The organism is Mucilaginibacter sp. A3364 (assembly GCF_059690715.1).
In genome coordinates this window covers 1,524,782-1,551,098 of record NZ_JCAWED010000001.1, presented here as the reverse complement: position 1 = coordinate 1,551,098, position 26,317 = coordinate 1,524,782, and the positions used below count along the sequence as shown (strand labels likewise).

The 26,317-nt window shown below is 50.3% G+C and carries 31 protein-coding genes; 20 read left to right on the top strand and 11 right to left on the bottom strand.

Annotation, left to right across the window (positions count from 1 at the left end; all coding sequences use genetic code 11):
• The first annotated feature begins 1 nt into the window (after position 1).
• From traM to AC59JT_RS06965, 4 genes are all read left to right on the top strand, one after another.
• A complete protein-coding gene (gene traM, locus AC59JT_RS06980; RefSeq protein WP_497397166.1) occupies positions 2-961 on the top strand; it encodes a conjugative transposon protein TraM in 960 nt (319 codons plus the stop codon).
• Positions 962-963: 2 nt separating this feature from the next.
• Positions 964-1,842 carry a hypothetical protein gene (locus AC59JT_RS06975; RefSeq protein ID WP_497397164.1) on the top strand — a complete coding sequence of 293 codons (879 nt, stop codon included), beginning with the start codon at positions 964-966 and terminating at the stop codon, positions 1,840-1,842.
• 68 nt (positions 1,843-1,910) lie between these two features.
• Positions 1,911-2,138 (top strand): hypothetical protein, encoded by a 228-nt coding sequence (locus tag AC59JT_RS06970; RefSeq protein ID WP_497397162.1) that lies wholly within the window; start codon positions 1,911-1,913, stop codon positions 2,136-2,138.
• Entirely contained in the window at positions 2,135-2,764 is a 630-nt protein-coding gene (locus AC59JT_RS06965) for an ATPase (protein ID WP_497397160.1), read from the top strand. The genes AC59JT_RS06970 and AC59JT_RS06965 overlap by 4 nt, the downstream gene beginning before the upstream one ends.
• Positions 2,765-2,775: 11 nt before the next feature.
• Here the strand turns inward: AC59JT_RS06965 and AC59JT_RS06960 are convergent, their stop codons facing one another.
• The gene (locus AC59JT_RS06960; protein ID WP_497397158.1) at positions 2,776-3,018 is read right to left on the bottom strand and encodes a hypothetical protein; all 243 of its coding nucleotides are present in this window, start codon (positions 3,016-3,018) and stop codon (positions 2,776-2,778) included.
• 90 nt (positions 3,019-3,108) lie between these two features.
• Here AC59JT_RS06960 and AC59JT_RS06955 point away from each other — a divergent pair, with 90 nt between their 5' ends.
• Positions 3,109-4,098, top strand: a complete 990-nt coding sequence (locus AC59JT_RS06955; RefSeq protein ID WP_497397156.1) for an LLM class flavin-dependent oxidoreductase — start codon at positions 3,109-3,111, stop codon at positions 4,096-4,098.
• 273 nt (positions 4,099-4,371) lie between these two features.
• Here AC59JT_RS06955 and AC59JT_RS06950 read toward each other — a convergent pair whose 3' ends face one another.
• The gene (locus AC59JT_RS06950) at positions 4,372-4,689 is read right to left on the bottom strand and encodes a hypothetical protein (protein WP_497397154.1); all 318 of its coding nucleotides are present in this window, start codon (positions 4,687-4,689) and stop codon (positions 4,372-4,374) included.
• Positions 4,690-4,816: 127 nt separating this feature from the next.
• Between AC59JT_RS06950 and AC59JT_RS06945 the strand changes: the two genes are divergently transcribed.
• Genes AC59JT_RS06945 through xth form a run of 4 tightly spaced genes read left to right on the top strand, consistent with a single transcriptional unit; the run spans position 4,817 to position 6,170 of the window.
• Complete coding sequence (locus tag AC59JT_RS06945) at positions 4,817-4,978, top strand: DUF3606 domain-containing protein (protein WP_497397152.1); 162 nt, start codon at positions 4,817-4,819, stop codon at positions 4,976-4,978.
• Positions 4,975-5,196 (top strand): hypothetical protein, encoded by a 222-nt coding sequence (locus tag AC59JT_RS06940; RefSeq protein ID WP_497397150.1) that lies wholly within the window; start codon positions 4,975-4,977, stop codon positions 5,194-5,196. Before AC59JT_RS06945 ends, AC59JT_RS06940 begins: the two co-directional genes overlap by 4 nt.
• 6 nt (positions 5,197-5,202) lie before the next feature.
• On the top strand, positions 5,203-5,391 hold the full coding sequence (locus AC59JT_RS06935) for a hypothetical protein (protein WP_497397148.1): 189 nt from the start codon (positions 5,203-5,205) through the stop codon (positions 5,389-5,391).
• A gap of 5 nt (positions 5,392-5,396) precedes the next feature.
• Complete coding sequence (gene xth, locus AC59JT_RS06930; protein ID WP_497397146.1) at positions 5,397-6,170, top strand: exodeoxyribonuclease III; 774 nt, start codon at positions 5,397-5,399, stop codon at positions 6,168-6,170.
• Here the strand turns inward: xth and AC59JT_RS06925 are convergent.
• Genes AC59JT_RS06925 through AC59JT_RS06900 form a run of 6 tightly spaced genes read right to left on the bottom strand, consistent with a single transcriptional unit; the run spans position 6,159 to position 10,995 of the window.
• Positions 6,159-6,932: a DNA-formamidopyrimidine glycosylase family protein gene (locus AC59JT_RS06925; RefSeq protein WP_497397144.1), complete on the bottom strand. Its 774-nt coding sequence runs from the start codon at positions 6,930-6,932 to the stop codon at positions 6,159-6,161. The genes xth and AC59JT_RS06925 overlap by 12 nt on opposite strands.
• A 19-nt stretch (positions 6,933-6,951) precedes the next feature.
• The gene (locus AC59JT_RS06920) at positions 6,952-7,314 is read right to left on the bottom strand and encodes a response regulator (RefSeq protein ID WP_497397142.1); all 363 of its coding nucleotides are present in this window, start codon (positions 7,312-7,314) and stop codon (positions 6,952-6,954) included.
• 20 nt (positions 7,315-7,334) lie between these two features.
• Complete coding sequence (locus tag AC59JT_RS06915; RefSeq protein WP_497397140.1) at positions 7,335-7,733, bottom strand: DUF5655 domain-containing protein; 399 nt, start codon at positions 7,731-7,733, stop codon at positions 7,335-7,337.
• Positions 7,734-7,751: 18 nt separating this feature from the next.
• The gene (locus tag AC59JT_RS06910) at positions 7,752-8,219 is read right to left on the bottom strand and encodes an ankyrin repeat domain-containing protein (RefSeq protein WP_497397138.1); all 468 of its coding nucleotides are present in this window, start codon (positions 8,217-8,219) and stop codon (positions 7,752-7,754) included.
• Positions 8,220-8,227: 8 nt separating this feature from the next.
• Positions 8,228-10,441, bottom strand: coding sequence for a catalase (locus AC59JT_RS06905; protein WP_497397136.1), 2,214 nt, complete (start codon positions 10,439-10,441; stop codon positions 8,228-8,230).
• A gap of 5 nt (positions 10,442-10,446) precedes the next feature.
• Positions 10,447-10,995, bottom strand: coding sequence for a YciE/YciF ferroxidase family protein (locus tag AC59JT_RS06900; protein WP_497397134.1), 549 nt, complete (start codon positions 10,993-10,995; stop codon positions 10,447-10,449).
• 343 nt (positions 10,996-11,338) lie between these two features.
• Between AC59JT_RS06900 and AC59JT_RS06895 the strand changes: the two genes are divergently transcribed.
• A complete protein-coding gene (locus AC59JT_RS06895; RefSeq protein ID WP_497397132.1) occupies positions 11,339-13,867 on the top strand; it encodes a PAS domain-containing sensor histidine kinase in 2,529 nt (842 codons plus the stop codon).
• Here AC59JT_RS06895 and AC59JT_RS06890 read toward each other — a convergent pair.
• On the bottom strand, positions 13,854-14,390 hold the full coding sequence (locus tag AC59JT_RS06890; protein ID WP_497397130.1) for a cupin domain-containing protein: 537 nt from the start codon (positions 14,388-14,390) through the stop codon (positions 13,854-13,856). The genes AC59JT_RS06895 and AC59JT_RS06890 overlap by 14 nt on opposite strands.
• Before the next feature lie 280 nt (positions 14,391-14,670).
• Between AC59JT_RS06890 and AC59JT_RS06885 the strand changes: the two genes are divergently transcribed.
• The 4 genes from AC59JT_RS06885 (at position 14,671) to AC59JT_RS06870 (ending at position 17,605) form a co-directional block, all read left to right on the top strand.
• Complete coding sequence (locus tag AC59JT_RS06885) at positions 14,671-15,033, top strand: response regulator (RefSeq protein WP_497397128.1); 363 nt, start codon at positions 14,671-14,673, stop codon at positions 15,031-15,033.
• 39 nt (positions 15,034-15,072) lie between these two features.
• Positions 15,073-15,612, top strand: coding sequence for a DUF892 family protein (locus AC59JT_RS06880; RefSeq protein ID WP_497397126.1), 540 nt, complete (start codon positions 15,073-15,075; stop codon positions 15,610-15,612).
• Positions 15,613-15,687: 75 nt separating this feature from the next.
• Positions 15,688-17,250, top strand: a complete 1,563-nt coding sequence (locus tag AC59JT_RS06875) for a sensor histidine kinase (protein WP_497397124.1) — start codon at positions 15,688-15,690, stop codon at positions 17,248-17,250.
• On the top strand, positions 17,240-17,605 hold the full coding sequence (locus tag AC59JT_RS06870; RefSeq protein ID WP_497397122.1) for a response regulator transcription factor: 366 nt from the start codon (positions 17,240-17,242) through the stop codon (positions 17,603-17,605). The genes AC59JT_RS06875 and AC59JT_RS06870 overlap by 11 nt, the downstream gene beginning before the upstream one ends.
• Positions 17,606-17,673: 68 nt before the next feature.
• Here AC59JT_RS06870 and AC59JT_RS06865 read toward each other — a convergent pair whose 3' ends face one another.
• On the bottom strand, positions 17,674-17,988 hold the full coding sequence (locus AC59JT_RS06865; protein WP_497397120.1) for a hypothetical protein: 315 nt from the start codon (positions 17,986-17,988) through the stop codon (positions 17,674-17,676).
• A gap of 237 nt (positions 17,989-18,225) precedes the next feature.
• Here AC59JT_RS06865 and AC59JT_RS06860 point away from each other — a divergent pair, with 237 nt between their 5' ends.
• The 6 genes from AC59JT_RS06860 (at position 18,226) to AC59JT_RS06835 (ending at position 24,811) form a co-directional block, all read left to right on the top strand.
• Positions 18,226-19,674 (top strand): ATP-binding protein, encoded by a 1,449-nt coding sequence (locus tag AC59JT_RS06860; RefSeq protein WP_497397118.1) that lies wholly within the window; start codon positions 18,226-18,228, stop codon positions 19,672-19,674.
• A 50-nt stretch (positions 19,675-19,724) separates the two neighbouring features.
• Positions 19,725-19,898, top strand: coding sequence for a hypothetical protein (locus tag AC59JT_RS06855; protein ID WP_497397116.1), 174 nt, complete (start codon positions 19,725-19,727; stop codon positions 19,896-19,898).
• Positions 19,899-19,936: 38 nt separating this feature from the next.
• Positions 19,937-20,185, top strand: a complete 249-nt coding sequence (locus AC59JT_RS06850) for a hypothetical protein (protein WP_497397114.1) — start codon at positions 19,937-19,939, stop codon at positions 20,183-20,185.
• Between the two features lie 54 nt (positions 20,186-20,239).
• On the top strand, positions 20,240-20,680 hold the full coding sequence (locus AC59JT_RS06845) for a hypothetical protein (RefSeq protein ID WP_497397112.1): 441 nt from the start codon (positions 20,240-20,242) through the stop codon (positions 20,678-20,680).
• A 9-nt stretch (positions 20,681-20,689) separates the two neighbouring features.
• Entirely contained in the window at positions 20,690-23,197 is a 2,508-nt protein-coding gene (gene uvrA / locus AC59JT_RS06840; protein ID WP_497397110.1) for an excinuclease ABC subunit UvrA, read from the top strand.
• A gap of 72 nt (positions 23,198-23,269) precedes the next feature.
• Complete coding sequence (locus tag AC59JT_RS06835) at positions 23,270-24,811, top strand: PAS domain S-box protein (protein WP_497397108.1); 1,542 nt, start codon at positions 23,270-23,272, stop codon at positions 24,809-24,811.
• Here the strand turns inward: AC59JT_RS06835 and AC59JT_RS06830 are convergent.
• Entirely contained in the window at positions 24,795-26,207 is a 1,413-nt protein-coding gene (locus AC59JT_RS06830) for a sensor histidine kinase (protein WP_497397106.1), read from the bottom strand. The two genes, AC59JT_RS06835 and AC59JT_RS06830, sit on opposite strands and share 17 nt — an antisense overlap.
• Between the last annotated feature and the right edge of the window lie 110 nt (positions 26,208-26,317).

Here is a 26,317-nt window from a genome sequence, read left to right as displayed (position 1 = left end):
CATGAACAAACAACGTAAATTCCTCCTGGTATTACCCCTACTGGTCATCCCCTTTATTACCCTTGCCTTCTGGGCACTCGGCGGTGGATCCGGCACCAAAACCAATACGGTCAGCAAAGCCGGTATCGACCTGACCCTGCCCGAGGCCCAGTTCAAAAAAGACCAGCGCAACGACAAGCTTGCCGTTTACCAGGCCGCTTCACATGACTCCAGTCAAAACGGTATCAGCCAAAGCTTTCTGGCCAATGTCGCTGAGCGTCCCCAAGCCGACCAAAGCGCCGAACGCATCCAAGCCAAACTCGAACAATTGAATCGGACGCTCAGTCAGCCCGCAGATGAACCCGGGCAAAAGTTCCGCAGGCTGAACGACATGAGCAGCTCGGTGAAGACCGAGCGCCGCGAAGACCCCGAGATCACGCAGCTCAGCCAAATGCTGAGCCAGCTGCAAGCCATCCAAAACCCCAACTCGGTCAAAGCAGCCGAAAAACCCGCGGACACCAGCCCCTTCCAGGCTATCCCGGCCATCATTGACGGCAAACAAAAAGTAGCCGACGGCAGCGCGGTCCAATTGAAACTCACCGATACCGTCACCATCAAAGGCCAAACGTTACCCAAAGGCCAGCAACTCTTTGGTATCTGCCAGGTCACGAATCAAAGGCTCCTGTTAACGATCCAGAACATCCGTTTAGAAAAACAGATCATCCCGGTCAACCTGACCGTCTTCAGCCTCGACGGTATGCCCGGTATCCCGGCACCAGAAGCCGAACTCGGCGGCGCAGCCGCTAACGGTTCGGATAACGCCCTGCAAAGCATGCAATTCCTGACCATGGATCAGAACCTCGGCACCCAGGCCGCCGCCAGCGGCATCAATGCCGCCAAGAGCCTGTTCAGCAAGAAGATCAAAAAGATCAAAGTCAAACTCAAAGACCAAACCCCTATCCTGTTAAAGATCAATAAATAAAGATGCGAACCGCGGTCAACTTTTACGAACTCAAAGCCGAACTGGCGGCGCTCGGTTTTACCGAAGCCAGCCTGATCGATGACCTGCGTCAAGCCATGTATAACCATTCATTAAATACACGTACCATGAACATTGAAAATTTAGATTACCTGAAAAAGCAATTGCTGAACCTGGGGTTCGGCGAGCAAATGAACACCGCGCTGGAACAACAGATCGCCGGCAAAACACCGGAATTCACGCTGGCTGCGACCAATGACTACAACAAACAATCGGTCGATTATACGCTGCATTTTAAAGCCGGAGAACAGAACGACATGTACTTCTTTAACAAGTACGACGCTTCCCTGCGTGACAAAGACCTAAAGCAAACCTTTTACATCAACAAAGGCAGCGGCATCACCGCTAAAGAGGCCTTTAACCTGATGGAAGGCCGCGCCGTCCACAAAGAACTGGAGAACAAAGACGGCGAACGTTACAAGGCTTGGCTGACACTGGATATGGGCGAGAAAACCGAGAACGGCAATTTCAAACTTAACTCCTATAGCGAAAAATGGAACTACCGCCCCGAGAAAGCCATCGAAAAACTGGATATTGTGGGCATCAACGAACCCGGTGCTTATGACAAACTCATGAAGTCCCTCGAAAAAGGCAACCGCCACCAGGTCGAAGTGAACAAAGACGCCAAGACCGTACAGCTTTTTTTAGAAGCCAACCCGGCCGAGCACCGTGTCCGGATCACTAACTACAAAGGCGAAGCGCAAAAGCTGGAGAATTATAAAAAGCCCGAAGCCAAGCAAGAAATGAAACCAGCAGCTAAACAAACCGAAACCCAGGATGATGGGGCAAAAAAAAAATCCCGCAGCCGGAAAATGAGCGCCTAAATAATCAAACCTTCCCTCTCGGGGGAAGGTTTGTGTTTAATCCCCGGAATTTCATAACTTTGTGTAACATGAAACGCAAAGCATTACATGAACTTTCCTTGAGAGAGCAAGCTGCATTTTTACAGCCGATCGCGCAGCGAGTAGAACGTGAGAACCTGGAGAAGGGCTCTTATAACGTTTATCAGGCAGGTGATGCTAAAAATGTGATGATCCATGATTATCGTGACCGCTCTGAACGCGTACACGTGGATGCTGCCACGGGTCGTAGCCGTACCGTAAGGCGCTTACAAAAATGAAACCCCAGCTATATGTGTTTGCCGGACCCAACGGTGCCGGAAAGAGTACATTTTCCTCGCTTGTATTAGAAGAGAACACCCCCATTTTTGATGGTGATAAAGAATTTGCCAAGCTCAAAAAGATCTTTGATTCGACCGACAGCGGTGCGCTCTACGACGCCGTTAATGGGTCTATTTTCGATGATTGGAAGCAGACACAGATCTCCGGTAACGTACATTGTGCATTTGAAACCAATTTCCGTACGGAACAAGTAATGGATTCCGTCAGGCTTTTTCAAGAACGAGGTTATGACTGTCATTTATATTTTTTCGGACTGGATTCTATTGAGGCAGCTATTGATCGGGTAAAACATAGAGTAGCGAATGGCGGTCATCATGTAAGTTTGGAAAATATCCAGGCGAATTACACGGAAGGATTGAAAAATCTCAGCAAATTCTTTGGTGACTTTGAAACGGTTACGCTGTTACAGAATTTCGCAAAAGTCGATGAAGCGGTACGTATCGTTCCGCTAATGAACATTGAAAAAGGAGCCGTTACCGATCAATCTGCACAGCAACCGGACTGGCTGAAAAATTTCATCGCAAATCTGCCAAAAAAATCCAGACGAAAAGGTTTGGGGCTGTAGACAAGACCAAATTAAGGTAAATGGAAATTGATCTGCGCCAGATACGGTGCAAGTAGTTGTTTGCTGTTAAAAGCACGAAAAGCTACGATCTTATTCGCTTCCGGATCATAAAATACCTCGACGTAGAAATTACTCACCGAGTACAACTGTACCCGCTGGCCAGCTTCTTCCCGGTCCGCCAGGAAACTCCCCGCCCAAACCGCATCCGCCTTCCCGTTATCATCCAACGCATTAAAATCATACAAACTCAGCATAGCGCAATACTAAACAATTCTCCGTGACAGCGCAACGTCATATTGTAATTCATGACATTATCGCGCCCGCGGCTCCGCCTATATTTGACCATGGCAAAGATCAACTACTCGGTACTCGACCTGGCAACGGTCATCGAAGGACACACCATCGCGCATAGCTTTAATGACAGCGTGGCCAATGCGCGGCAAGCCGAACAACTCGGCTATACGCGTTACTGGTTCGCCGAACATCATAATATGATCAATGTCGCCAGTTCCGCCACCAGTTTACTGATCGGGCATATCGCCGGGCATACGAAAAGTATCCGTGTCGGTTCCGGCGGCATCATGCTGCCCAATCATTCGCCCTTAGTGATCGCTGAACAATTCGGAACGCTGGACGCCATGTATCCTAACCGGATCGACCTTGGCCTGGGCCGCGCACCCGGTTCAGACCAGGTCACCGCGCATGCCATCCGTGGCGAGAATATGGGCGCCGCCTTTCATTTCCCGCAAGATGTCGCGGCCTTACAGCATTATTTCGCCGGCGACCACCCCAATGGCGTCAGCGCTGTACCGGGTGAAGGCGCGAACGTCCCGATCTGGATCTTAGGTTCCAGCCTCGACAGCGCACGCCTGGCCGCCGCCAAAGGCCTGCCCTATGCTTTCGCCAGCCACTTCGCACCTGCTCTATTCCTGGAAGCGATCGAATTATACCGTAAACAATTCCAGCCATCAGCGCATCTTTCAGCGCCTTATGTCATGGCTTGCGTCAACGTGGTCGCCGCCGAAACCGACGAACAGGCCCGCTATTTAGCCACCTCCCTGCAGCAATTATTTAAAGGCATCATCACCGGCCGCCGCCAATTATTGCCGCCACCGGTAGATAACATCGACGATATCTGGAGCCCAGCCGAACGCGAAGCCGCCATGCAAATGCTGCGCTACAGCTTTTTTGGCAGTAAAGAAACACTGAACCGGGAGTTAAGTACATTTATAGAAGCCACCGGCATCAATGAACTCATGGCCAGTTCGCATGTCTATGACCAGCAGGCGCGATTGAGATCCTATCGTTTACTCGCCGAGGTTTTAAATGCGTAATTTCAGGTATAGAGGAGCCGGAAAAACTGTAACGCATTGTTGCGGTTATTCCGATACCCCCTATCCATGGTGGAACAGCCGTTACGACAAGGCGTAAATCTGCCACCGCTAGGCTGTAGGTGGCTCATCATCCAGATCGTTCTCACCACCAGCTTCGTCCGCTGTGCCTTCCGCTGATCATTGTAACGATCTGCGGTAATCGCCGAGCAGCCCCACCACATTAATAAAATCCATCACCGGGCCTTTCTTTCGGGTCGGTCAATAAACTCACTGTCAGTCCCGCCAGGCCCACGGCCAGCAGGTATTCCGCGCTTTGGCGTTATGGCTGAAACCACATACCAACGGCGCAGCCAGCGCAAAGCAACTGACGGCAGCATCGATCATTAAATGCGTTTTAAAGGGCAATACCCGCAGCAATCCCCAGCGGCCTCTGGTCAGCATATTATAAGTTAGCGCCCCAGCCCCTAAGCCGCGGCAAAGTGCTTTCGCAGCCGGTTGTTTAAAGCCCACCAGTTCCGGCAGGGCGGGCACGATCAGCGCATAACTGTAATCGATCAGCCCGTGCAAATCTTTTGAAATCGGTTCGTTCATCGTTGGTTAGCAAGCAAAAAGCCGGCCTTTGCATGCCCGAAAACGCAGATCAGGTAGTTCCCGCAACTCACACACAAAACGGTTGGAATGAAATTTGTTAATTATTAAAAAATAAAATAACATACCTATGAGCACACGAGGAAGTAAAGTGGAAAGACATTCCGTATCGGATCAGCCACACGAATTAAAATACGAAGCGCGTAAAACAGGCAGCAGCCAGGAAAGTATCAAAGAAGCTAAAAAGTCTGCCGGCAATCAGCGCGCAGCGATCGAAAAGAAAGTAAAATGAGCCGCGCGTTCGTCAAAGAAGGAGAATCGGATCAGCTGAAAGATGTTGCGCCGAACATGGCCTCGCTGCTTTTCTTTCTGAAACGGGAGAACGGCGGCGCGGTCTATGAATTGCATACCCGCTTCAGCGACCAACATCAGCGGGAAATACACGAAATGAGCGACGGACTGGGCTATATGCTGAACGAAACGCAGGAATGGCAGGTCGTCTTAGACTAGATCATCATGATAGAACCAGAGAACAACCAGGAACAGACCGATGAGATCGGTAACGAACTAGAAAGCGGTGATGCGGTCAACGCCGCCATTGAGCAACAAGGTGATGATGCCGCGGCGGGTATCCCCCGTGCGGAAGATGCTGCCAAACACGATCCCGAAAATGATCATAACGATGCTTTACAAGGCGCGCCTTAAAGCCGGTGAAGATCGCTACCTATAACATCAACGGCATTAATGGCCGGCTGGACAACCTGCTTCGCTGGTTAAAGGAAGCCGATCCGGCTATCGTCTGTTTACAGGAACTCAAATGCGAACAGCACAAGTTCCCGGAACTTCAACTCAAAGCCGCGGGCTATAATGCTATCTGGCTGGGTCAGAAAAGCTGGAATGGCGTAGCGATACTGGCCAAAAGCGAGATCCGTGTATTGCAGCGCGACCTGCCCGGTGAAGATGGAGAATATACGCATAGCCGTTATATCGAGGCCTTTATAGACGGTATCGTTATCGGCTGCATTTACCTGCCGAACGGCAATCCCTGGCCCGGTCCGAAATTCGATTATAAGCTGCGCTGGTTCAAACGCCTGAGCGCACACGCCAAAAATCTGGTCGACCGCGAACTGCCGGTGATCCTGATCGGCGACTATAATGTTATGCCCACCGAACTGGATACCTATAAACCCGAAAAATACCTGGAGAATGCTTTGTTTCGGCCGCAAAGCCGTAAGGCTTATCAAAAGCTGGTCGCTCAAGGCTGGACCGACGCGATCCGGCATTTGCACTCGAACGAACGTATCTACACTTTTTGGGACTATCTCCGCAATGCCTATGAACGCGACGCCGGCCTCCGCCTTGACCACTTCCTGCTCAATAAAGCCATCGCTCCCCGGCTGAAAACCGCCGGTGTAGACAAAGCGGTCCGCGGCTGGGAAGGCAGCAGCGATCATGCGCCTGTCTGGATCACCCTAAGTGAATAATTCCTGTGTCTCGGTATAATAGGTCGTCCGTCCACCGATCTTCTCTGCTTTGATAGGTTCGCCCTTCGTGGTAGTTTTCAATTTGGCGCTATGCACGGTCATGAAGTCTTTCAGCTCTCCCCGGAGTTCATCACCATTCGCAGATCCGATGTCTTTGATGGCTTGCTTCAAAACGGTCTGCAAACTTTCATATAATTGACCCGCCTGTTTTTCAGGCAGCGCGTTTGCAATGGAAAAAGGCGAGATACCGGCATGGTATAAGATCTCGTCTGCATAAGAATTACCGATACCCCTTAACAGCTTTTGATCCATCAGCAAGGTTTTGATAAGCGTTCGCTTTCTGGCCAATAAGGCCAGCAGGTCGGCTTTGCTCATCTCTAAGGCATCCGGCACCCCGGTCACCGCTGGCTGCAAAGTCGCGGTCGCTTGTTTTTGCAGGTCGATCACGGCGAATCCTTGCTGATCCGCGAAATGAAAAGCCAGGATCTGGAACCGCGGCGCGCCCTCGTCCGTCAAGTCGACCAGTTCGCCCCGGAGCATCAAGTGCAGCCCGAGCACCTGCTCACCGGAAAAATGAAATTGCAAAGTTTTTCCGGAACGCTTCACCTCGATCAGTTCGCGCCCCTCCAACGCGGACTTTAACGCGGTCTCGGTCACATTCAGTTTTTTAGCGACCGTGACTTCGATCTGCTCCAGTTTTTTACCCTTGAATTTTTTGTTCAGTATCTTAGCGAACACGGTTAGATCAGGAAGTTCTGCCATAATATTTTCTTTAATTTATTCAGCTTCCCAGATAAAGCGCCACTTTGGACAACAGTTCCGGGATCTCAAAAGGTTTATCAATATAGCCATCCGCCAGGCAACTGGCGGCGGTTTCCGCCAGGTTCCGGGTCGCCGAGATTAGCAATACCGGTATATGCTGCGTTTTAGGCCCGGTCTTCAACTGGTAACAGATATCCCGGCCGGTCTTGCCGTCCAGCCAGTTATCGATCAGCAGCAGATCGGGCGGATCTTTTTCGATCTCATAAACCGCCGTTACATCCCGGCCCTGGCGAACCACATGACCAGCATCTTCCAATATCCGCGTGATCAATTCCAACATATCAGGGTCATCATCAATGACCAGAACAGTGCCCATTTTCATCAGCGAAAAATAGAAATAATTTACAGATCATAGGACTCCCGGATATAAACGAATAAGCCGGGCTTGATATCGTCAACGGTCGAAACGCGAATATGATTCTCGAACTTCTTACCCACCGCTACGCTTTTGATCACCGGCTTCTCCGGATGCGCGACCGCCGAATAGAACTTAATGTCCAGCTCCTTTTTCATCGGCCGGATAATTAAAAACCCGACCCGCCGCGTGAAAACGATACAATTCGGCGTCACCCCTATCAGCACCTTCGGCCAATCCGCCGCCTCCGCCAGGATCTTATCAAATGCCAAAACCAGTTCCGGCGAACGTCCTTCGAACAAACTATCCAGATCGACCCGCTGACAATAATGCCGGTAATCTTTCCAGGGTAGTTCGCGATCACATTTCGGGCAGGTCCAGCTCATATTGTCACTCTCGATGCCTCAGGCTGCTTCCAGGAGGGCTATCGCTTCTTCATTGCCTTGCTGTGCCGCCAGATCAAATACCGATAAACCGCGGCTATCTACTAAAGTTGTATTCGCGCCATGGGCTAATAATAATCGCACCAGTCCATTCCGGCCGAACATGGCCGCAAACATCAACGCGGTGCCGCCATTACCATGCTGCAGGTCCAGATCAGCACCATGATCGATCAGCAGTTCTGCTACATCAGCATAGCCTTTAAAACAAACGCCCATCAAGGCCGTGTTGCCGCCAAAATCACTCGCATTTACATCAGCGCCGGCTTCGAGTAATAGGCGGGCCGCTTCAAGGCGATCGTTGTAACAGGCAATAATTAAAGGGGTATAGCCCTTTTCATCGCGCCCATTCAATTCTGCGCCCTGCGCGATCATTTCTTTTATGCGATCAGCGTCGCCCTGCCGGGCGGCGCTGATCAGTTGTAAGGTCATTTCCATATTTATGCGGGGATTAATCTTGGTTTTTCACGCTCCCAGAAACGGTGTTGCGCGATCGCTTTAACAAACAGCGCCGCAAATTTCTTGTCAACGGCGCCAACTAATATGCCTTCCTTCAGCACGCTGTCTTCTGAATAATCGGCAGGCAGTTTTTTGCTGAAATAAGTAGCGTCGATCACCTGCATTGCGTCTTCCGCCGCAGCGATGGCTTTGCAGTGTTTAAAGGCCTCGTTCAGGAAATGTACCGCGTTAGCTTCCGCTTCCAAGCTTGCCACGCAATTGGTACCCCCGGCCACGTAAACCGCGTCAAACAATACCGAGGCGGCGCCTAAAAAGCTTTGGTCTACCTCGATCTGCTCGTCATTTTCAGCCGTGATAAAACCTAATTTGGGTGCGATGACTTCCACCACCGCGCCTTCAGCTTCCAATGCCGATTTGATTGTAGTTAATGAACCGGCATCAACGCCGTCTGCCGCCAGTATAGCGATCTTTCGGCTGGCAATACTGTCTTTCAGGGTATTAGCCATGCTTAAAGCTGCCGATTTGGCTAACGAGCCATCGACTTGTATTGATTGATAATCCGCCGGGTTTCCATCTGCGGGTACATTTAGATTACCCGGGACCGTTTCGGGGATACTTAAACCTAAGTTATAGGCCACTTGCGTAGTTAAACCCATATCGATCTGTGATAAAACGCCCAGCATCCGCTCGCGGACCACTACCGTTTTAACTTTGCCTAATTCAAAACTCAGGGCATCCACGATGTGGTTCTTCTCCGGTTCTGATTGACTGCGAAAGAATAAACGCGCCTGACTGAAATGGTCAAAGAAACTTTTACTGCGCGCCCGTACTTTGCGAGCCTCGATACGTTCCTGGTAAGACACAAAGCCGCCATCGGCCTCCTTGACCTGCTGCGGGTCGTTGTTCCCCAAAGAATTGGGACCGTAACTGGTTTTGCCCCGGTTAATGGTTTGGCGCATAAAGCCGTCACGCTGGTTATTATGCACCGGTACTACCGGCCGGTTGATCGGGATCTCCTGAAAGTTCGGCCCGCCCAAACGGGTCAGCTGGGTGTCTGTATAAGAAAATAAGCGTCCCTGCAATAAGGGGTCATTGGTAAAATCGATGCCCGGTACAATATGCCCTAAGTGGAAAGCGATCTGTTCGGTTTCCGCAAAGAAATTATCCGGGTTACGGTTCAAGGTCAGTTTACCCACGCGTTGTACCGGCACCAATTCTTCCGGCACCAATTTGGTCGGGTCAAGCAGGTCAAAATCAAACTTGAACTCATCTTCTTCGGGAATGATCTGCAGGCCTAACTCATATTCAGGGAAAGCGCCGCTTTCGATCGCGTCCCAAAGGTCACGGCGGTGAAAGTCCGGGTCTTTGCCCGAAATATTTTGCGCCTCGTCCCAGGCCACGGCATGCACGCCTAAGAGCGGCTTCCAGTGAAATTTCACAAAGCTGGCTTTGCCTTCGGCATTGATCAGGCGAAACGTATGTACGCCAAAGCCTTCCATCATGCGATAACTGCGTGGCAGGGCGCGGTCGCTCATGGCCCACATGACCATATGCGCTGATTCGGGTGTCAAAGAAATAAAGTCCCAGAAGGTATCATGTGCCGAAGCCGCCTGCGGAATTTCGTTATCCGGTTCGGGTTTCACGGCGTGGATCAGATCCGGGAATTTGATCGCATCCTGGATAAAGAAGACCGGCATATTATTGCCCACCAGGTCGAAATTGCCCTGCTCGGTGTAAAAGCGCACGGCAAAGCCCCGCACGTCCCGTGCCAGGTCGCTTGAACCGCGCGAGCCGGCTACTGTTGAGAAACGTACGAAGACCGGTGTTTCCACTTCGGTATCATTTAAAAACCCGGCTTTGGTATATTCAACCAAGGGTTTGTATACTTTAAATACCCCGTGCGCGCCCGAACCACGGGCATGCACCACGCGTTCAGGTATGCGCTCATGATCAAAATGCGTGATCTTCTCCCGCAGGATAAAATCTTCCAGCAGTGTCGGACCACGATCCCCGGCTTTTAGAGAATTCTGATCATCGTTGATCGGCAGTCCCGTATTGGTCGTCATTTTTTCACCGGCGCTGTCGGCGGTGTGCGGCGCCAGACTGGCGGTTTTGGTATTTTCAGGCTGCGGGGCCAGTTTTTTATCGATAGCCGATTCGGTACCTAATTTGGGTGATGGTTTCTTGTTATCCATAATTTTTAAGCTTCGTCAGCAGCGCTATAGTTGATATCGGCTTCCGCCACTTCGGTTAATTTTTCATCCGCGGCCTTCTCTTCGGTAAGCGTCTGGGCCAATAGTTCGGCCACCTTTTCCAACCCCAGGGTGATTGCCAACTGGTGCAAGCCGCCATAGCTCGCGATCTCGTAATGCTCCACCTTTTGCGAAGCCAGGATGATACCGACATCGCGTGTAGCGGTACCGGCTTCGGTACTTTCAATGATCGCTTCGCCTTCTTTAGCCAGGCCTTCCATCGCGTCACATTTCTGCGCCTGCACTTTTTCGCCCAGCAGTTCAAATACTTGCTCGAGCCGGCTCACATGGCCCTGTGTTTCAACCAAGTGATTTTCGATCGCTGCCGCCAGTTTCTTGGATGTTGCGGCCTTGATCATTTTCGGCAGACTCTTGACCAGGTGGTTCTCCGCCCAGTAAATGTCCTTAATGCCATCGGTAAATAATTCCAAAAGAGCCGGTTGCTCCTTCGGCGTAGTTTTGGTACTGAATTTCGGTTCCCCGGATTCTTTTTTCATAGGTAAAATATATTATTTGAGGTCTTAAATGGTCAGAGTAAATCGTAGCTGGAAGGATCGGCTCAGAGCTTTTACAACAAGTGGAAATAGGCTTTGTTTAATTAAAAGGAAAGGAAATTTAACTGATAGCTGGAATCAACTGATTTTAAGGATTTACGGAACTGCCGCTATCGGAAACAGAAGATCAAACTGAATCGAAAAGGAATCGCTGGCTAACCCGATGAAATTTAAATAATAAAAAACAATAATGATAAAAGCGTAGTATGCTAAATGACTATTTTTACCGGTGCCTAATTATATCAAACCGGTTTCTTTATTAAACCATGTTTTAAATTATTGAACAATGATGCCATTTAATAAGGGAAACCAACTGTTGTCAGCCCTGCTCAAAAAAGACAGCACCCACTCCGGTAAGGCCGCCATCCGGTTTTATAACCGGCATTTTCTTCCGTTCCTGGGGCTGACGGTCCTACTTGGCTGGCTGCTCTACAGCCGTACCGCTTATAATACGCCTGCAAACCTTTTGCTCCTGACCACCGTGGCCGCGCTGGGATTTGCTTTATTCCTGCTCTTTAAACTTTACCGGTCGGAATACCGGCAAAAAGTCGCCGTTTCCCGCAGCCGAGTCAGCGAGCTTCGTTTTGACAAAATATACGAATCCGGCATGATCCCCTTGCTGATCGCTAATATGGATGGCAGTGTCAAACAGGCTAATGATGCCTTTTTAGCCATGATCGGTTACACCCAGGAAGACCTGAGTGCAGGCCTGATCAACTGGCGGGAATTAAGCGCTCCTGAATATGCGGAGGTAACCGAGCAGGCCATCCGACAGTTACGGGAAACAGGTGCCTGCGAACCCTTTGAAAAAGAATATATCTGCAAAAATGGGCAGCGCATCAATGTATTACTGGGTTCAGCGATGCTACCGGAGGAAGGTGACGGTGAAGTAGTGGGTTACGCGTTAAACATTACGGCGCACCGGGAGGCGGAGAAAAGAGAGAAACTATTAGCCGAACAACTCATCCAGCAGCAAGCAGAAATGCTGCGGGTTTTCATGACAGCCCCGGCTGCTATCCTGATCAGGCGTGGGCCGGAACTCAAACTGACCTTTGCCAACAAGATCGCGCTGGAGCAGATCAGCATGGGCGATCCGGAAATCATCGGTAAGAGCATGGAAGAATCGTTAGCCATGATGAAAACCGATTTTAAGCCCGCTGTCTTCCGTCACGTTTACGAGTCCGGAAAATCCTTCACCGGCAAGGCTTTTCATATCCTGCATGACCGCTACGGTACCGGCGAACAGGTGGATACTTGGTACGATTTCGTACTGGAGCCGTATTACGATGAGCAGGGCAAGATCGACGGCGTGGTGACTTTTTCTTTTGAGGTCACCGGCCTGATGAAGGCTAACCGGGAACTCAAACTGAGTGACGACCGTTTCCGTTTCATCACAGATGCCATCCCGCATAAACTATGGACCTCCGGCCCGGACGGTCAGGCAACTTATTATAATCGCGGCTGGTATGATTATATCGGCGCCGATGGTTTTGAGTCCTTAAAGGCAAAAATCTGGGACGCTATTCACCCTGATGATCTGGCCAGGGTTTCCGTGATCTGGCAGGAAGCCGTAGCCCGGCAGGAGGATCTGGAGATCGAGCAACTGCTACGCCGGCATGACGGCGAATACCGCTGGCACTTAACCCGCGTCTGCGTCTGCAAGAACAGTGAAGGCCAGGTGATCATGTGGGTGGGATCGAGTACCGACATTCATGAGCAAAAATGCGCGCAGGATGCGCTTACAGCCAGTGAGGCTCATTTCAGGACCCTGGCCAACACCAACTCCCTGCTCATCTGGCAAACGAATGAACGCGGCGAAACCATCTTTGTGAATGATACCTGGCGGGCCTACACCGGCATCACGGCGGAAAAAACAACCTTTGGCGACTGGCTGGCCGACATCCACCCCGACGACCGGACGCAGGCTGCCGCGGCTTTTAAAGAAGCCAACGAAAACAAAAAGCCATACCAGTCCAAATACCGATTCAAAGATATTCGTTCTGATGCCTACCGCTGGATGCTAGACAGCGCACAACCCGTTTTTAACCCGGACTTCAGCGGTTATATCGGCGCTATGACCGATATTCATGACCAGGAGCTGGCCAAACTGGCCATGGAAGAACTCACCCGTAAAAAGGACGAGTTTTTTACGATCGCCAGCCATGAGCTGAAAACGCCGATCACCACGATGAAAGCTTCCCTGCAGATCCTACAGCGTATGACCGAACAAACCGAAGGCCTGGGCCAAACGCTGCCTTTCATTACCAAGGCCAACAAGCAGGCCGTCCGCCTGACCGGGATCGTTAATGATCTGCTTGATATTAATAAGATACAGTTTGGGAAGCTCGAGTTGAATCCTTCCAGGTATCTCTTTAATGAATCCCTGGAGGAATGTATCGGGGAGATCCGGTTGCAGTACCCGGAGCGGATCATCCGGCTGGAAACAGACCTGGAGCTGGTCGTATGGGCGGACCGTGTCCGCATCGAACAGGTGCTTCTGAACCTGCTGATCAACGCGCTCAAATATTCGCCAAAAGATAAGCCGGTCAGCATCAACTTGGCCAAAGAGGAAAACCAGTTCCGGTGCGCCATCAGCGACCAGGGTATTGGCATCCCGGCTGAAAAACAACCGCTGGTTTTTGACCGCTTCTTCCGAGTGCATGAAAATTCCCAGCATTATTCCGGCCTGGGCATGGGACTTTATATCTGCGCGGAGATCGTTAAACAGCACCGCGGCGAGATCGGTGTGACCAGTGAGGAGGGCAAAGGCTCCACTTTCTGGTTTACATTACCCGATTTTATTAAAGTAGTCTGATATCGGCCGTGTAAGCATATTGCAAAACGGCGGTTACCTGCGGGGTCAGCAAATGGACATCATGCCGCACATGTAGGGGGATGTCCAGGTAATCGCCTGCGGCGAGCTCAAATACCTGGTTACCGATGGTGCAGGCGCAGCGCCCTTCCAAGATAAAAAAACTTTCCGCATAGGTATCATGGACCTCTTCGGGAACGTCGACTTTAGCAACGACCAACGATTGGACGTACTGATCATCGCGGCGAAACTCATGTATGAACAATGATTCAACCGGCTCGGGGGGCATTAATGGCGTCATGACTTTCAGCCAGCTCAGGTGGTTGGCATATTTGCCGGTTGGCGGTAAATGATTCAAGTCGAGCTCCTCGCCGGCAAAATTAAGGCGCGCCAGTATTTTGTCTTTAAGTGGGACCTTTGGTGGCCTGGCTCCTGCGCGTAGCAATGTCTCCAGTAACCATTCCGCCGAATCCCGTTGACCGGGAAGGTCATCATCAAATAAACCAAAAGCATTAGCGCTGATCATGCGTTAAAGATAAGCAACTTGAGTTAAATTTTCTGGGCTCCGTCATATCTTATGAGGTTGTTGTTTTTTGTCGCATTTGCCGATTCAGCCAACGCCGTTGTAGCATTTATAACGCATAAGTTGTAAATTATTCGTCGCGTGAGGTCAACGCCGGATCACTCCCATCCGCTTTTTCTTTAAAAAAGTTGATGTTTGCGCTTGTCGGGAAAATATATTATGCTTTTAACGTTGCTTTCAGCATTTGGACTGCCTATTGCACCACTGAATAAAACAAAGCAACATGACCAAGCGAATTTTAGTGATCGATGATGATGAAGAAATTTTGGAGATCCTGAATATTATATTTCAGGAGGAAGGTTATAATGTGGTGATTTCTAACAATGGCGATGCCGCCGAACATATCCAGGTTATACACCCGGACCTGATCCTGCTTGACGTACGTATAGCCGGCAGTGCAAAAAGCGGCGCGCAGATCTGCGCCGAGATCAAATCAAAGTATAAAGACCGAGAATTACCTGTTATCCTGGTTTCGGGGGAAGCGGACCTTGCTATATTAGCCAGCGAATGCGGTGCGGATAGATTTATCTCCAAACCTTTCGATATCACCGACATGGTCATGCAGGTCAAATCTTTATTGGTATAATCAGGAAGGCAATACTATCTTAGTAGCTTATTACTACTTATGAGCGAGCAACCCAACAGATCAAAGCCGGAACAAAAGATCAATTTAGGATCTAAAAAACTAAAAACATTTTTTATTACCCACCTGGATAAGATCTATGCTGCCAAAGCGCACCTGGTTACGCGTTTACCAAAAATTGCCGGCGAAGTTCATTTTGCTGACCTTAAAGCGGCCATCAATGAGACTGCCGGAGACGTGGAAAAGCAAATGGCCCGCATGGAAGTTATCTACGAGTTACTAGACGCGCGTATGAATGACGGGCGGCACAGCGGCCTGGCCGGTCTGGTGGATGACGCGTTTGAAACCATCAATACGCACAAAGCCGACCCGGAACTGCGTGACCTCTCGATCGCTTTCTATTTGCATAATATCGAAAGTATGGAAATGGCCTCCTTCCAGATCCTCCAAATGGCCGCCGTAAAACTGAAAAATAATCAGGTTAAACAATTATTGAAAGAAAACTATGACGAAGCCAAAGCCGACCGTACCCTGGTGTTGCTGATCGCTTCTAAGTACGTTACCTCAGGCGATAATATATAAGGCAAAAGCGTCTGCGGCCAAACAAAGCGTTAATAATCTTGGTTATTAAGCCATTATTTTAACGATTAGTCAGCTGTGGATACTTCCAATAAAGGGGAATTTACTTTTTCCAACGAAAATATAAAAAATGATTTCGAGTTGCTGAAACAGGCGCTCGATGCTTCGCTATCCGGCATTATCATTACCGATAACCGTCAGCCGGATAACCCGATCATTTATTGCAATAAAGCTTTTGAGCAGATCACGGGCTATTCCCGGACACACATCATCGGTCATAATTGCCGTTTCCTGCAAAAGGACGACCGTAACCAGCCTGAGCGCGAAAAGCTGCGCCTGGCCATAGCAAAAGGGGAAAGCTGCGTGGTCGATATCCGCAACTATAAGCAGGACGGCACGCTTTTTTGGAACGAGCTTTACCTGTCGCCGATCAAAGACGAGCAGGGCGAAGTGACCTATTTTGTCGGTGTCCAAAATGATGTCACCCGCCGGAAAAAAGCCGAGGATGAACTGCGCACTAACCAGGCCAAAATGGAACAGCGGATTGCCGAACGCACCCAGAGCCTGCGCGAAAGCGAAGAATACCTGGCCAGTATCGTGCAGACTGTTCGTGAAAGCCTTATTGTGCTGACCCCTGGCTATGAAGTGATCACCGTGAATGACCATTTCCTGCGCACCTTTAAAGTTTCCCGGGAAGAGACCGAAGGAAAAAGCCTGTTCGCGCTGGGTAACGGCCAGTGGGACATAGAGGAGTTGCGCCGCTTACTTCAGCAGATATTGCCGACCAATAATCCGGTAATTGATTTTGAAGTAACGCATGATTTTCCACATATCGGTAAAAAACTGATGTTGGTCAATGCACACCGTATCGAACTGGAGGGCCAGTACAAAGACCGTATCCTTATCGCGATCGAGGATATTACCGAACGCCGGTCGATCGAGCAGCGAAAAGATGATTTCCTGTCGATCGCCAGCCATGAATTAAAAACACCGCTAACCACTATCAAGGGGTATGTGCAAATTATCAAACGTCTGATACCTGGTAACGCCGATGAAAAACTGTTGAATGCTGTGGAAAGAATAGCACTGTACGTAAACAGGCTGAATAACCTGATCGGCGAGCTGCTTGATGTATCCCGTATCCAGTCGGGAAACATTGAATTACATAAAGATCCTTTCGACTTTGACCACATGGTTCACGAAGCGGTAGACACGATCCGTCACGGAACTCATACGCACGAGATCATTATTAATGGCGAAACAAACTGCCGATTTAACGGGGATGAATCGCATATCACCCAGGTAGTGACCAACTTGCTGAGCAACGCCGTCAAATACTCACCCGATCATCGACAGGTACAGGTTCACCTTTCTGTACTCAGTGACTTTATTAAAGTGGCGATCACTGATCGTGGTATGGGGATCTCCCGTGATGAGCAGCAAAAGATCTTCGAACGCTTCTACCGCGTTCGGGATATCCAGCAACATTTTCCCGGGATGGGCATCGGCCTCTACGTTTGCGCCGAGATCATCAAAAATCACGGCGGTTCGCTTTGGGTAGAAAGCGAACCTGGCAAAGGCTCCACCTTTAGTTTTACCCTGCCACTAGAGGATGCGAAAGGAGCGGAAAATGTCAGCTAAGATCCTGATCTGTGATGATGATGAAGGTATACTCGATCTGGTCGACCTGGTACTGGGTAGCGAAGGGTTTGAAACGATACCGGAGATCAACAGCCTGAATGTCGCGAACCTGGTCAGCAAGGAAAAGCCGGACCTGATCGTGCTTGACCTGTGGATGCCGGTTTTATCCGGTGACCAGGTATTGCATAACCTGCGGGCGAACGCGCAAACCAAAGATCTGCCAGTACTGGTCATATCAGCCAGCACCGACGGTAAGGATATCGCCATGAATGCCGGCGCAACTGACTTTATTCCCAAGCCATTTGACTTGGAGCAGTTGTTGGATAAAGTAAAATCTTTACTGCCCGTGAATTGAAAGGTCCGGCCCGTTAAAATACAGAGAGCCATGACGACCATCATGGCTCATGCTTTCGACACAACGAATTATAACTGTGAATCGTTGCTGCGATCCGTCTCATCCAGATCGCCCTGATCGGAGTCCATGTCCGTACGTTGCGCATCCTGATCACGGTAGTCGGCGCCTCCTGCCGATTGCTGTTCCTGCTGGCTGCCGCTGTTCTGACCCGGACTCCAGCGCTCATTATTGTTGTTATTAGCCGCAGCTAAATTTCCCTGGCTGTTGTTTCCTGATTGCTGTTCCTGCGGATTATTATTGATTCCGCTGCTTTGGCCCGGGCTCCAGCTTTCATTATTGCCGCTGCTGTCAGCCTGTTGCTCCTGCTGATTAACCCTGTTCATGTTTTGCTGGTCAATGCCCTGAGCATTTTGTTCTCCTGAACCAGTGCGCTGATTCTGATCATTTCGATCAAATGATCCTCCGTTATTGTTTTCCATAATGTAAAAATTTAATTGGTATAGGAATAACACCCCGAACCAACAGCTTGTTTCTCAAAAGTTAATTTTTTTTCAAAATAGTAATTTAAGCGCTGCCCGGCTCAAACCATGAAATGATTTGGCTGTTAAAGATTGAGAGCTATGGAAACTAATTTGAACCCCAACGATTACCAGGATAAATTCGCCGAATGCGACGAGCGGTTCGAAGCGATCTTTCGCTTAACCTCAGCCGCCAGTAAGATCATTGACAGCGATCTGACCATTTTGAGGGTCAATGATGCTCTGGCTGACCTGATGGGTTATAGTGCAGATGAGCTGGTAGGTACCAAGATACTTGATTATGCCTGTGCAGAAGATAAGCAGCACTGGCACGAACTGCAGGATGCCATGTGGCACAAATTTAAGCCCAATTTTCACCTGGATGCCTGTATCAATAAAAAGGACGGCTCGCTAGCCTGGGTGCACGTAACCACCATTGCCTTTAAAGAAAGCGATGTTTCATACGCTTACACTATACTGGACGATTTTACGGCCTGGAAACAGTTGCAGGAGAGTGAGCAAAAGCTCAATACGGCCCTGCAATATTCAAAAATGGCCGTCTGGGAACTTGACCTGCAGGACCGCAAAATCACACGCTCCGAAGGTTTTGACCGCCTGTTTGGTCTGACCGACCGGCAACAGGTTTGCGACGAGGAAACACTATTAGACTTGTTCCTGCCGGACGACTGTGAGCAATTACAAAACTTACTTACTACGATCAAACCCGGCGAGAACTTTGATTTTCAGGGCCGCATCCGCACGCAGGACGGCATCATCAAATGGATCAATTTCCAGGGCAAGGCGGAAAGGACATCGGCCGGCAAAGAAAAAGTGTTAGGCACATTATATGATATTACCCGAGATAAGCTGGCCGAAAGAGAAAAAGACGACTTTATCAGCATCGCCAGCCATGAACTCAAAACCCCGCTTACTTCGTTAAAAGGCTCCTTGCAGGTGCTCGAACGCATGAAAGACACGCCGACAGCGATGTTCACCACCATGGTGCAGCAGGCTGTTAAAAGTATGGACAAAGTCACCACGCTGGTGGATGAACTGCTCAATGCCGGCCGCGTTGCCGAAGGGCAGTTGCATTTAAAAAAGGCCCGCTTTAATTTATCCAAGGCCATCGACGAATGCTGCCTGCACGTTACGGCGGCCGGAGCCTATCACCTGGTAACCGAAGGTGACAAGGATCTGGAAGTCGAAGGCGACGCTGAACGTATCCAACGCGTTGTAGTTAACTTTGTCAACAACGCGGTTAAGTACGCGCCGCGATCAAAACAGATCATCATCCGGGTTGAGCAACAGTCAACCTCTGTCAAAGTGGCTGTGATCGATAAAGGGCCTGGTATTGCCGCGGTAAAGATCCCGCACCTTTTCGATCGCTTTTACCGGGCTGATCAGAGCGGTGAACAATATTCCGGTCTGGGGCTGGGTTTGTACATATCCGCCGAAATCATTAAAAAACACGGCGGCGAGATCGGTGTAGACAGTCAGCCCGGCTACGGCAGCACCTTTTGGTTCACCTTGCCAAGCAATAGGAATGATTGAAAACCATCCGATCTATCGCTTGTTGAACAAATACAGTTAAATATCAAACTATGGCAACCAGAGGATTAAAAGTGGAACGCAACTCCATATCAGAGCAACCGCACGAATTAAAGTACGAAGCAAAAAAAGAAGGCACGTCGGCCAAAGCCGTATCAGCAGCTAAAAAGTCGACCGGAACTAATGAGCGGGCGACGGTCGAAAAAAATCTGGCACTAAAAAAATAACGAAAGCCACTCAAGGGGCTTTCACATCTCCCGACAGTATGAAACTCGGACCTGAAATACTCAAAGTACTGCATAAACCCTACGCGCCCGAACAGTTTATCCACGAACGTTTTGGCCGCTATGACCTCGCCTTCAGAACTGACGCATTGGGCCGGCCCGTTTTGTTGTTTATGGGAAAAGCCGACGCTGATGGCAATATCAAAGGCGAGCGCTTTGCCCGACGGCTGATCACTGATAAAACAGGCAAGGTCATTAAGGACCATTGGGATAATAAAGGCAAAGCGTGATGAAGATCGCGACCTATATGGAGCAAGACATTAGCAAAAAGCAAAACCATTAATATGACAAAAGTACTCAGCAGTTTGATCGGCGGCATTGCCGGAGCGGTCGCCTTGAACGTTCTACACCAAGCGGTCAAACAATTCGACCATGATGCGCCGCGTGTCGACCTTATGGGTGAGGAAGCATTATCCAAGGGACTAGAAAAGATAAGTATCGAGCCGCCGACCGGCGATAATTTATTTGCGGCCACCATGGCTGCCGATCTCATCAGTAATGCCGCCTATTACAGCCTGATCGGTTACGGAAAAAAAAAGCAATTGCCTTATATCGGCCTGGCCACCGGCCTAGCCGCCGGTATCGGTGCGCTGACACTGACCAAGCCTATGGGCTTAAGTGATGCACCCGTTACCCGAACAGACAAGACTAAAGTATTAACGGTGGCCTGGTATACGTTCGGCGGCCTGGTAGCCGGCACGGTGATGAAGGCCTTACGCAAATAAAGATTATTAATGGAGTTTACGGGATTTGTAAAGGTCAAGGGCGCCAGGGAGCATAACCTTAAAAATATCAGCCTGGAGATACCGCGTGATGCCCTGGTGGTATTTACCGGTATTTCCGGTTCGGGTAAATCTTCGCTCGCGTTTGGCACCTTATATGCTGAGGCGCAAAGAAGATATCTGGAATCCGTTTCCCCTTATGCCCGCCGCCTGTTCAATCAGATGGCTATCCCGGAAGTAGACGAGATCGAAGGCTTGCCGCCGGCCGTAGCTTTACAGCAGCAGCGCGGCGGTTCATCGACCCGCTCTTCGGTCGGCAGTGTAACTACACTATCCAATCTACTGAGGATGCTGTACTCCCGTGCCGGCGATTACCCTGATGGACAAGGCATCATTTACGCCGAATCGTTTTCGCCGAATACGCCGGAGGGGGCCTGCCCGGAATGTCATGGGCTGGGCAAGATCTACGAGATCACCGAGAAAACCATGGTACCGGACGATACGCTCACGATCCGGGAGAAAGCTATTGCCGCCTGGCCCTCGGCCTGGCAGGGACAGAACCAGCGCGACATCCTGACCACCATGGGCATCAGTATCGATACGCCGTGGAAAGATATGTCCAGGAAAAATAAAGACTGGATCTTGTTCACCGAAGAACAGCCCGTGGTACCGGTCTATTCGGGCTATACCCATGAAGAAATCCAGCGCTTCATCAAAAATAAACGCCAGCCGGATTATATGGGCACCTTTACCGGTGCCCGCCGTTATGTCCGCCATACCTTCGCCAATACGCAAAGCGCGCTGATGAAAAAACGCGTCAGCCAGTATATGCTCAGCAGCGAATGCCCGCTTTGTCAGGGTAAACGCTTACGACAAGAATCGCTTTCTGTCAAATTCGCCGGTTATGATATTGCCGAAATATCCAGGCTGGCATTGAATAAGCTGGCCATTATTTTCGAGCCTTATGCGACGGGCAAAACACCTGCGCTGAAAAAACTGGAAGCTAAACATCCCGAGAAAGTGGTGGTAGCCCAGCGCATCGCCGAAGATTTCCTTGCACGGGTTCAGGTGATGCTCGACCTCGGTTTAGGCTACCTGACCATCGAAAGAAGCACACCGACCTTATCCCCCGGTGAACTGCAGCGGCTTAGGCTGGCCACGCAGGTCCGCTCCAATTTATTCGGCGTAGTATATGTGCTGGATGAACCGTCAGCCGGCTTGCACCCGGCCGATACCGAAGCACTGTTACGCGCGCTCGATAAACTAAAGGCCTCGGGCAATTCGCTCTTTGTGGTCGAGCATGAGATCGATGTCATTCGCCATGCCGACTGGATCGTCGATGTCGGCCCCGCGGCAGGAGAAAAAGGCGGGCATATTTTATACAGTGGCCTACCGGAAGGCTTGAAAAAAGTCGAGGCTTCGCTTACCCGTCATTATATTTATGATGATATACCAAAACCAGCCAGCGACTCCAGAATCCCCGGCGGCTGGCTAAAACTGGAAGGTATTACCCGCAACAACCTCGACAAGCTGGATGCAGCTTTTCCTTTAGGGGTCCTCACCAGCGTGACCGGTGTTTCCGGTTCGGGCAAAAGCACCCTGGTCAGCCAGGTGTTAGTGGAACTCGTTGCTGAACAATTAGGCTTAAAGGTGGATATTTCCGTTGACAATGAAGCCGATCCGTTGGAGCATGAAGAGGTCGTGACCCTCGGCGGCCAGATCGCCGCCGGCATGAAAAATATCAAACGGCTGGTGGTTGTTGATCAGAAACCGATCGGCCGGACGCCGCGCTCCAACCTGGCCACCTATACCGGCCTTTTTGATCATGTACGCAAATTATTCGCCGCTACACCGATGGCCAAAAGCCGTAAATACGATGCCGGGCGCTTTTCGTTCAACGTTGTCAAAGGCCGCTGCCCACATTGTGAAGGCGAAGGCATGGTCATGGTCGAACTGTTATTCCTGCCCAGCGTTTATACGCCCTGCCCGACGTGCGGCGGAACACGCTATAATCCTAAAACACTGGAAATTCAATACAAGGATAAAAGCATTGCCGAGGTGCTGGGCATGACCGTAGACGAAGCGGCGAACTTTTTTGACGAAGACCCGGCCGTCAGCCGCGTGCTGGAAGTGGTCAGGGAAGTAGGCCTCGGTTACCTGCGTTTGGGCCAGCCTGCAACCGAACTTTCCGGCGGTGAAGCCCAGCGCATCAAGCTGGCGACGGAACTGCAGCGCGCCCAGCACGGCCAAACCTTATATGTGCTCGACGAACCAACTACCGGCTTACATCCTTCAGATGTGGAACGGCTGATGCTCCAGCTCAACCGCCTGGTGGCTGCCGGCAACACGGTGGTCCTGGTAGAACATGATATGCACGTGATCGCGGAAAGCGACTGGGTAATTGATATCGGCCCCGGCGCCGGCGAAAATGGCGGTAAGATCGTGGCTGCAGGTACTCCGGCAGACATCGTTAAAGTCAAACAAAGCCGTACTGCCCCATACCTTGGCAAGTATCTTTAAGGCGAAAACTTCAATCCTAAATCACTAACTTTACAACTCTGGGGTGTAGTTTTACGTAAAAGAGGTGGGGTTATGGAGCGCTTGTCTAAATTTAAAATACCGTTGATCATCATCGGCGCCGCAATGGTCTGGGCTTTGCTTGCTGACCCGCTGATCAATCTCTTGGCGATGGAACTGCAACCGGCCCATCCGGGTCTTTTCAGGAGCCTGATTAATTTTGCCATCCTGCTGCTGGTCAGTTTTACGCTATATTTTGGGATCGGCCGCCACGCCCGCAAGATACGGAAGACCCGGGACGACTACCGCCGCTTATTCGAAGATGTCCCTGTGCCCATGTTTATTTTCGACAGCTCCGATTTCCGTTTTTTGGCGGTCAACACCGCTGCTACTGTCCAATATGGTTACAATTCGGATGAATTCTTACAATTAAAGATCACCGATATCCGGCCGCCGGAAGAGGTCCCCGCCTTCCTGGCTGCCGTCGGGAGTATCCCGGACCGCTATGCCGATGCCGGTCGCTGGCTGCACCGCAAAAAGAACGGGGAGGATTTTTACGTGCGCGTTTTTTCGCACCACATCGTCTTTGAAGGCGTTCCGGCCAAACAAACGCTGGTCATCGATATCGATCAGAAGGTCCGCACCGAAACGGCGCTGGCCGAAAAAACCTCCGAGTTGGAGAACATCCTGGATAGCATCACTGACGGATTTTATGCGCTCAACAGTAACTGGGAAGTCACCTTTATCAACAAAGCCGCTGAAACAGCCCTGGCCTGCACCCGGGCGGAGATCATCGGCAAGAATCTCTGGGACTTCTTTCCACGCTCCCGTGATGGCCAGTTCTATGCCGAATATGAGCGGGCAATGAAAGAGAGGGTAAGCGTGCATTTCGAGGAACTTTACGCGCCGCTCGGCGTCTGGGGTTCCATGAATGTTTATCCGACCAGGGAAGGTATTGCCGTCTATTTCGTTGATATCACCAAACAAAAAAAGATCCAGGAAAAAATTTATAATGACGGGCAGAACCTCCGGGCGATCATCAATAACACCCGTGACCTGATCTGGTCAGTTGATCGGAATTCCCGGATCATTACAGGCAACCAGGCTTTCTGGGACCGGGTGAAAGAATTAACCGGCAAAGACGAGGGTGAGGTAAGCAACGCTGATTTCGTACAGGAAAGGGTAAAGGTGTTTTTTGAGAGCTACGAACGGGCTTTCAGCGGCGAAGCATTCAGCCTTGTCCGTCAGCGGGAAACCGGTGGCAGGCAGGTTTACGAAGAGCTTAGTTTTAACCCGATCCGCGACCAGCATAATGCCGTCATCGGTGTGAATTGCTTCCTGCGTGACATTACCGAATCGCAACAGCACCTCCGTAAGATCGAAGACCAGAACAAGCGCCTGCGGGAAATCGCCTGGATCCAGTCCCACCGGGTCCGCGCACCGCTGGCCAGCATACTGGGACTGGTGCAGCTTTGTGAATTGAATGATTCGCCTAATGCGGAGATCATACCGATGCTGAAAGGAGCTGCCGAAGACCTTGACCAGGTCATCATCGAGATCACTGCGCTGACCGACGATCTTAACACGCTCGAAGGAGATGCTAAGCAGGGATCCTGACGGTGAAAACACTGCCTTTTCCCAACTCCGAATTTACTTCAATGCTTCCATGTAATTCCTTAACCGCTTCTTTCACGAGGTAAAGTCCCAGCCCGGTACTCGCGCGGTTACGCTGGGCCATAAAGAATTTGTCAAATATTTTTCGCTGGTTGCTTTTGGCGATACCCAGGCCGTTATCGCGTACTTCCAGGATAACCTGCGGGCCCTCCCTTCTGGATACGATGGTGATTTCCACTGGCGTGTCCTTCGTATAATCAAAGTATTTGATCGCGTTTGACACGAGATTATTAAAAATGGTTTTCAGTTTAAGCGGTGGCGATTTTACCTGGGTCACCCCGAGCGAGATCCGGAAATCTACCGCCCTGCCGGCGGCATCCAGGTAATGCTGCGTATGAATATCGGTGAACAATTGAACCAGGTCGCATTCCCGTGCTGTCTGATTTTCTGCCTCCGCATTCAGCATCGCGCTGATAAATTCATCCTGGCGCGTGATACAGTTCTTCATCATCGATAAATAACTAGCTTTAGCCACCGGATCTGTTTCTTCCTCCAGCAAGCCGATCAAACTGCTTACTGTTGCCAGCGGCGAGCGCAGGTCATGGGTAACAGTAAACATCATTTTATCCAGGCGTTCATTGGTATCCGTCAGCGCTTCATTTTTATCAGCAACCTCATGGTTTAAACGTGCCAGCATCCGGATCATCCGGTCCGCATAGGCCAGCGAGCAGCCAAAGATGACCAGGGTCAGCAAACAATTGCAAATGAAGATATAATGATCAGCTCCCCGTGAAATGAACCCGAACTGACCGGAGAATTCTTCCTCTTTAGCGGTTAACTGTGCTGAAAGCCGGTTGATCTGATTAACCAGTAAACGCTTTTGCGCCTCCGTCAGGTTTTTCAAATTTTGCATTCGGTGGATTGACTTACCAGTTTCCAGCAACCGGCCAACCAGTTCGTCGCCTTCTTCCCAGGTCTTCAGCGCATATTTGAAAGCTGCCAGCCCGTGGAAACGGTGGTGCAACCAGATCATATCCGCGATATCATCCGGATGATTTTTGCCTTTTAAAAAGCCGTCTCGGATAATTTGCTGATCGGACGCACTGATGAGGTTTATCCTCGCCTTCCGGTCGCCTAGCGGCACACTTAGATCCTCCAGGAACAGCCGGTAATCCGAAGCATCAGCCCGGTAAACATAATTGATCAGATGAGCGGAAGCATCCTTCTGGCTTTTGGAATACTGGGATTCCCCGTTAACATAAGCACGGGCGCTGGAAATGATCTTGATCGTATAATAATTCAATAAGATCAGTGCGATCACTGAAACAATGACCAGGGGCAAAAACACGAGGTTTCTTTTGGCTAATATGGCCTTTAAGGCTAATAACGCTTTATTCATTTTACTCTATAGGAATACAGCCGATTTTCCGGTCGGCTAAATGGTTGTGTTCCCTCAACTTCCTAATGCTAAAAGCGTTGCGGTGTGCGCGAATATCAACAAAGCAATTC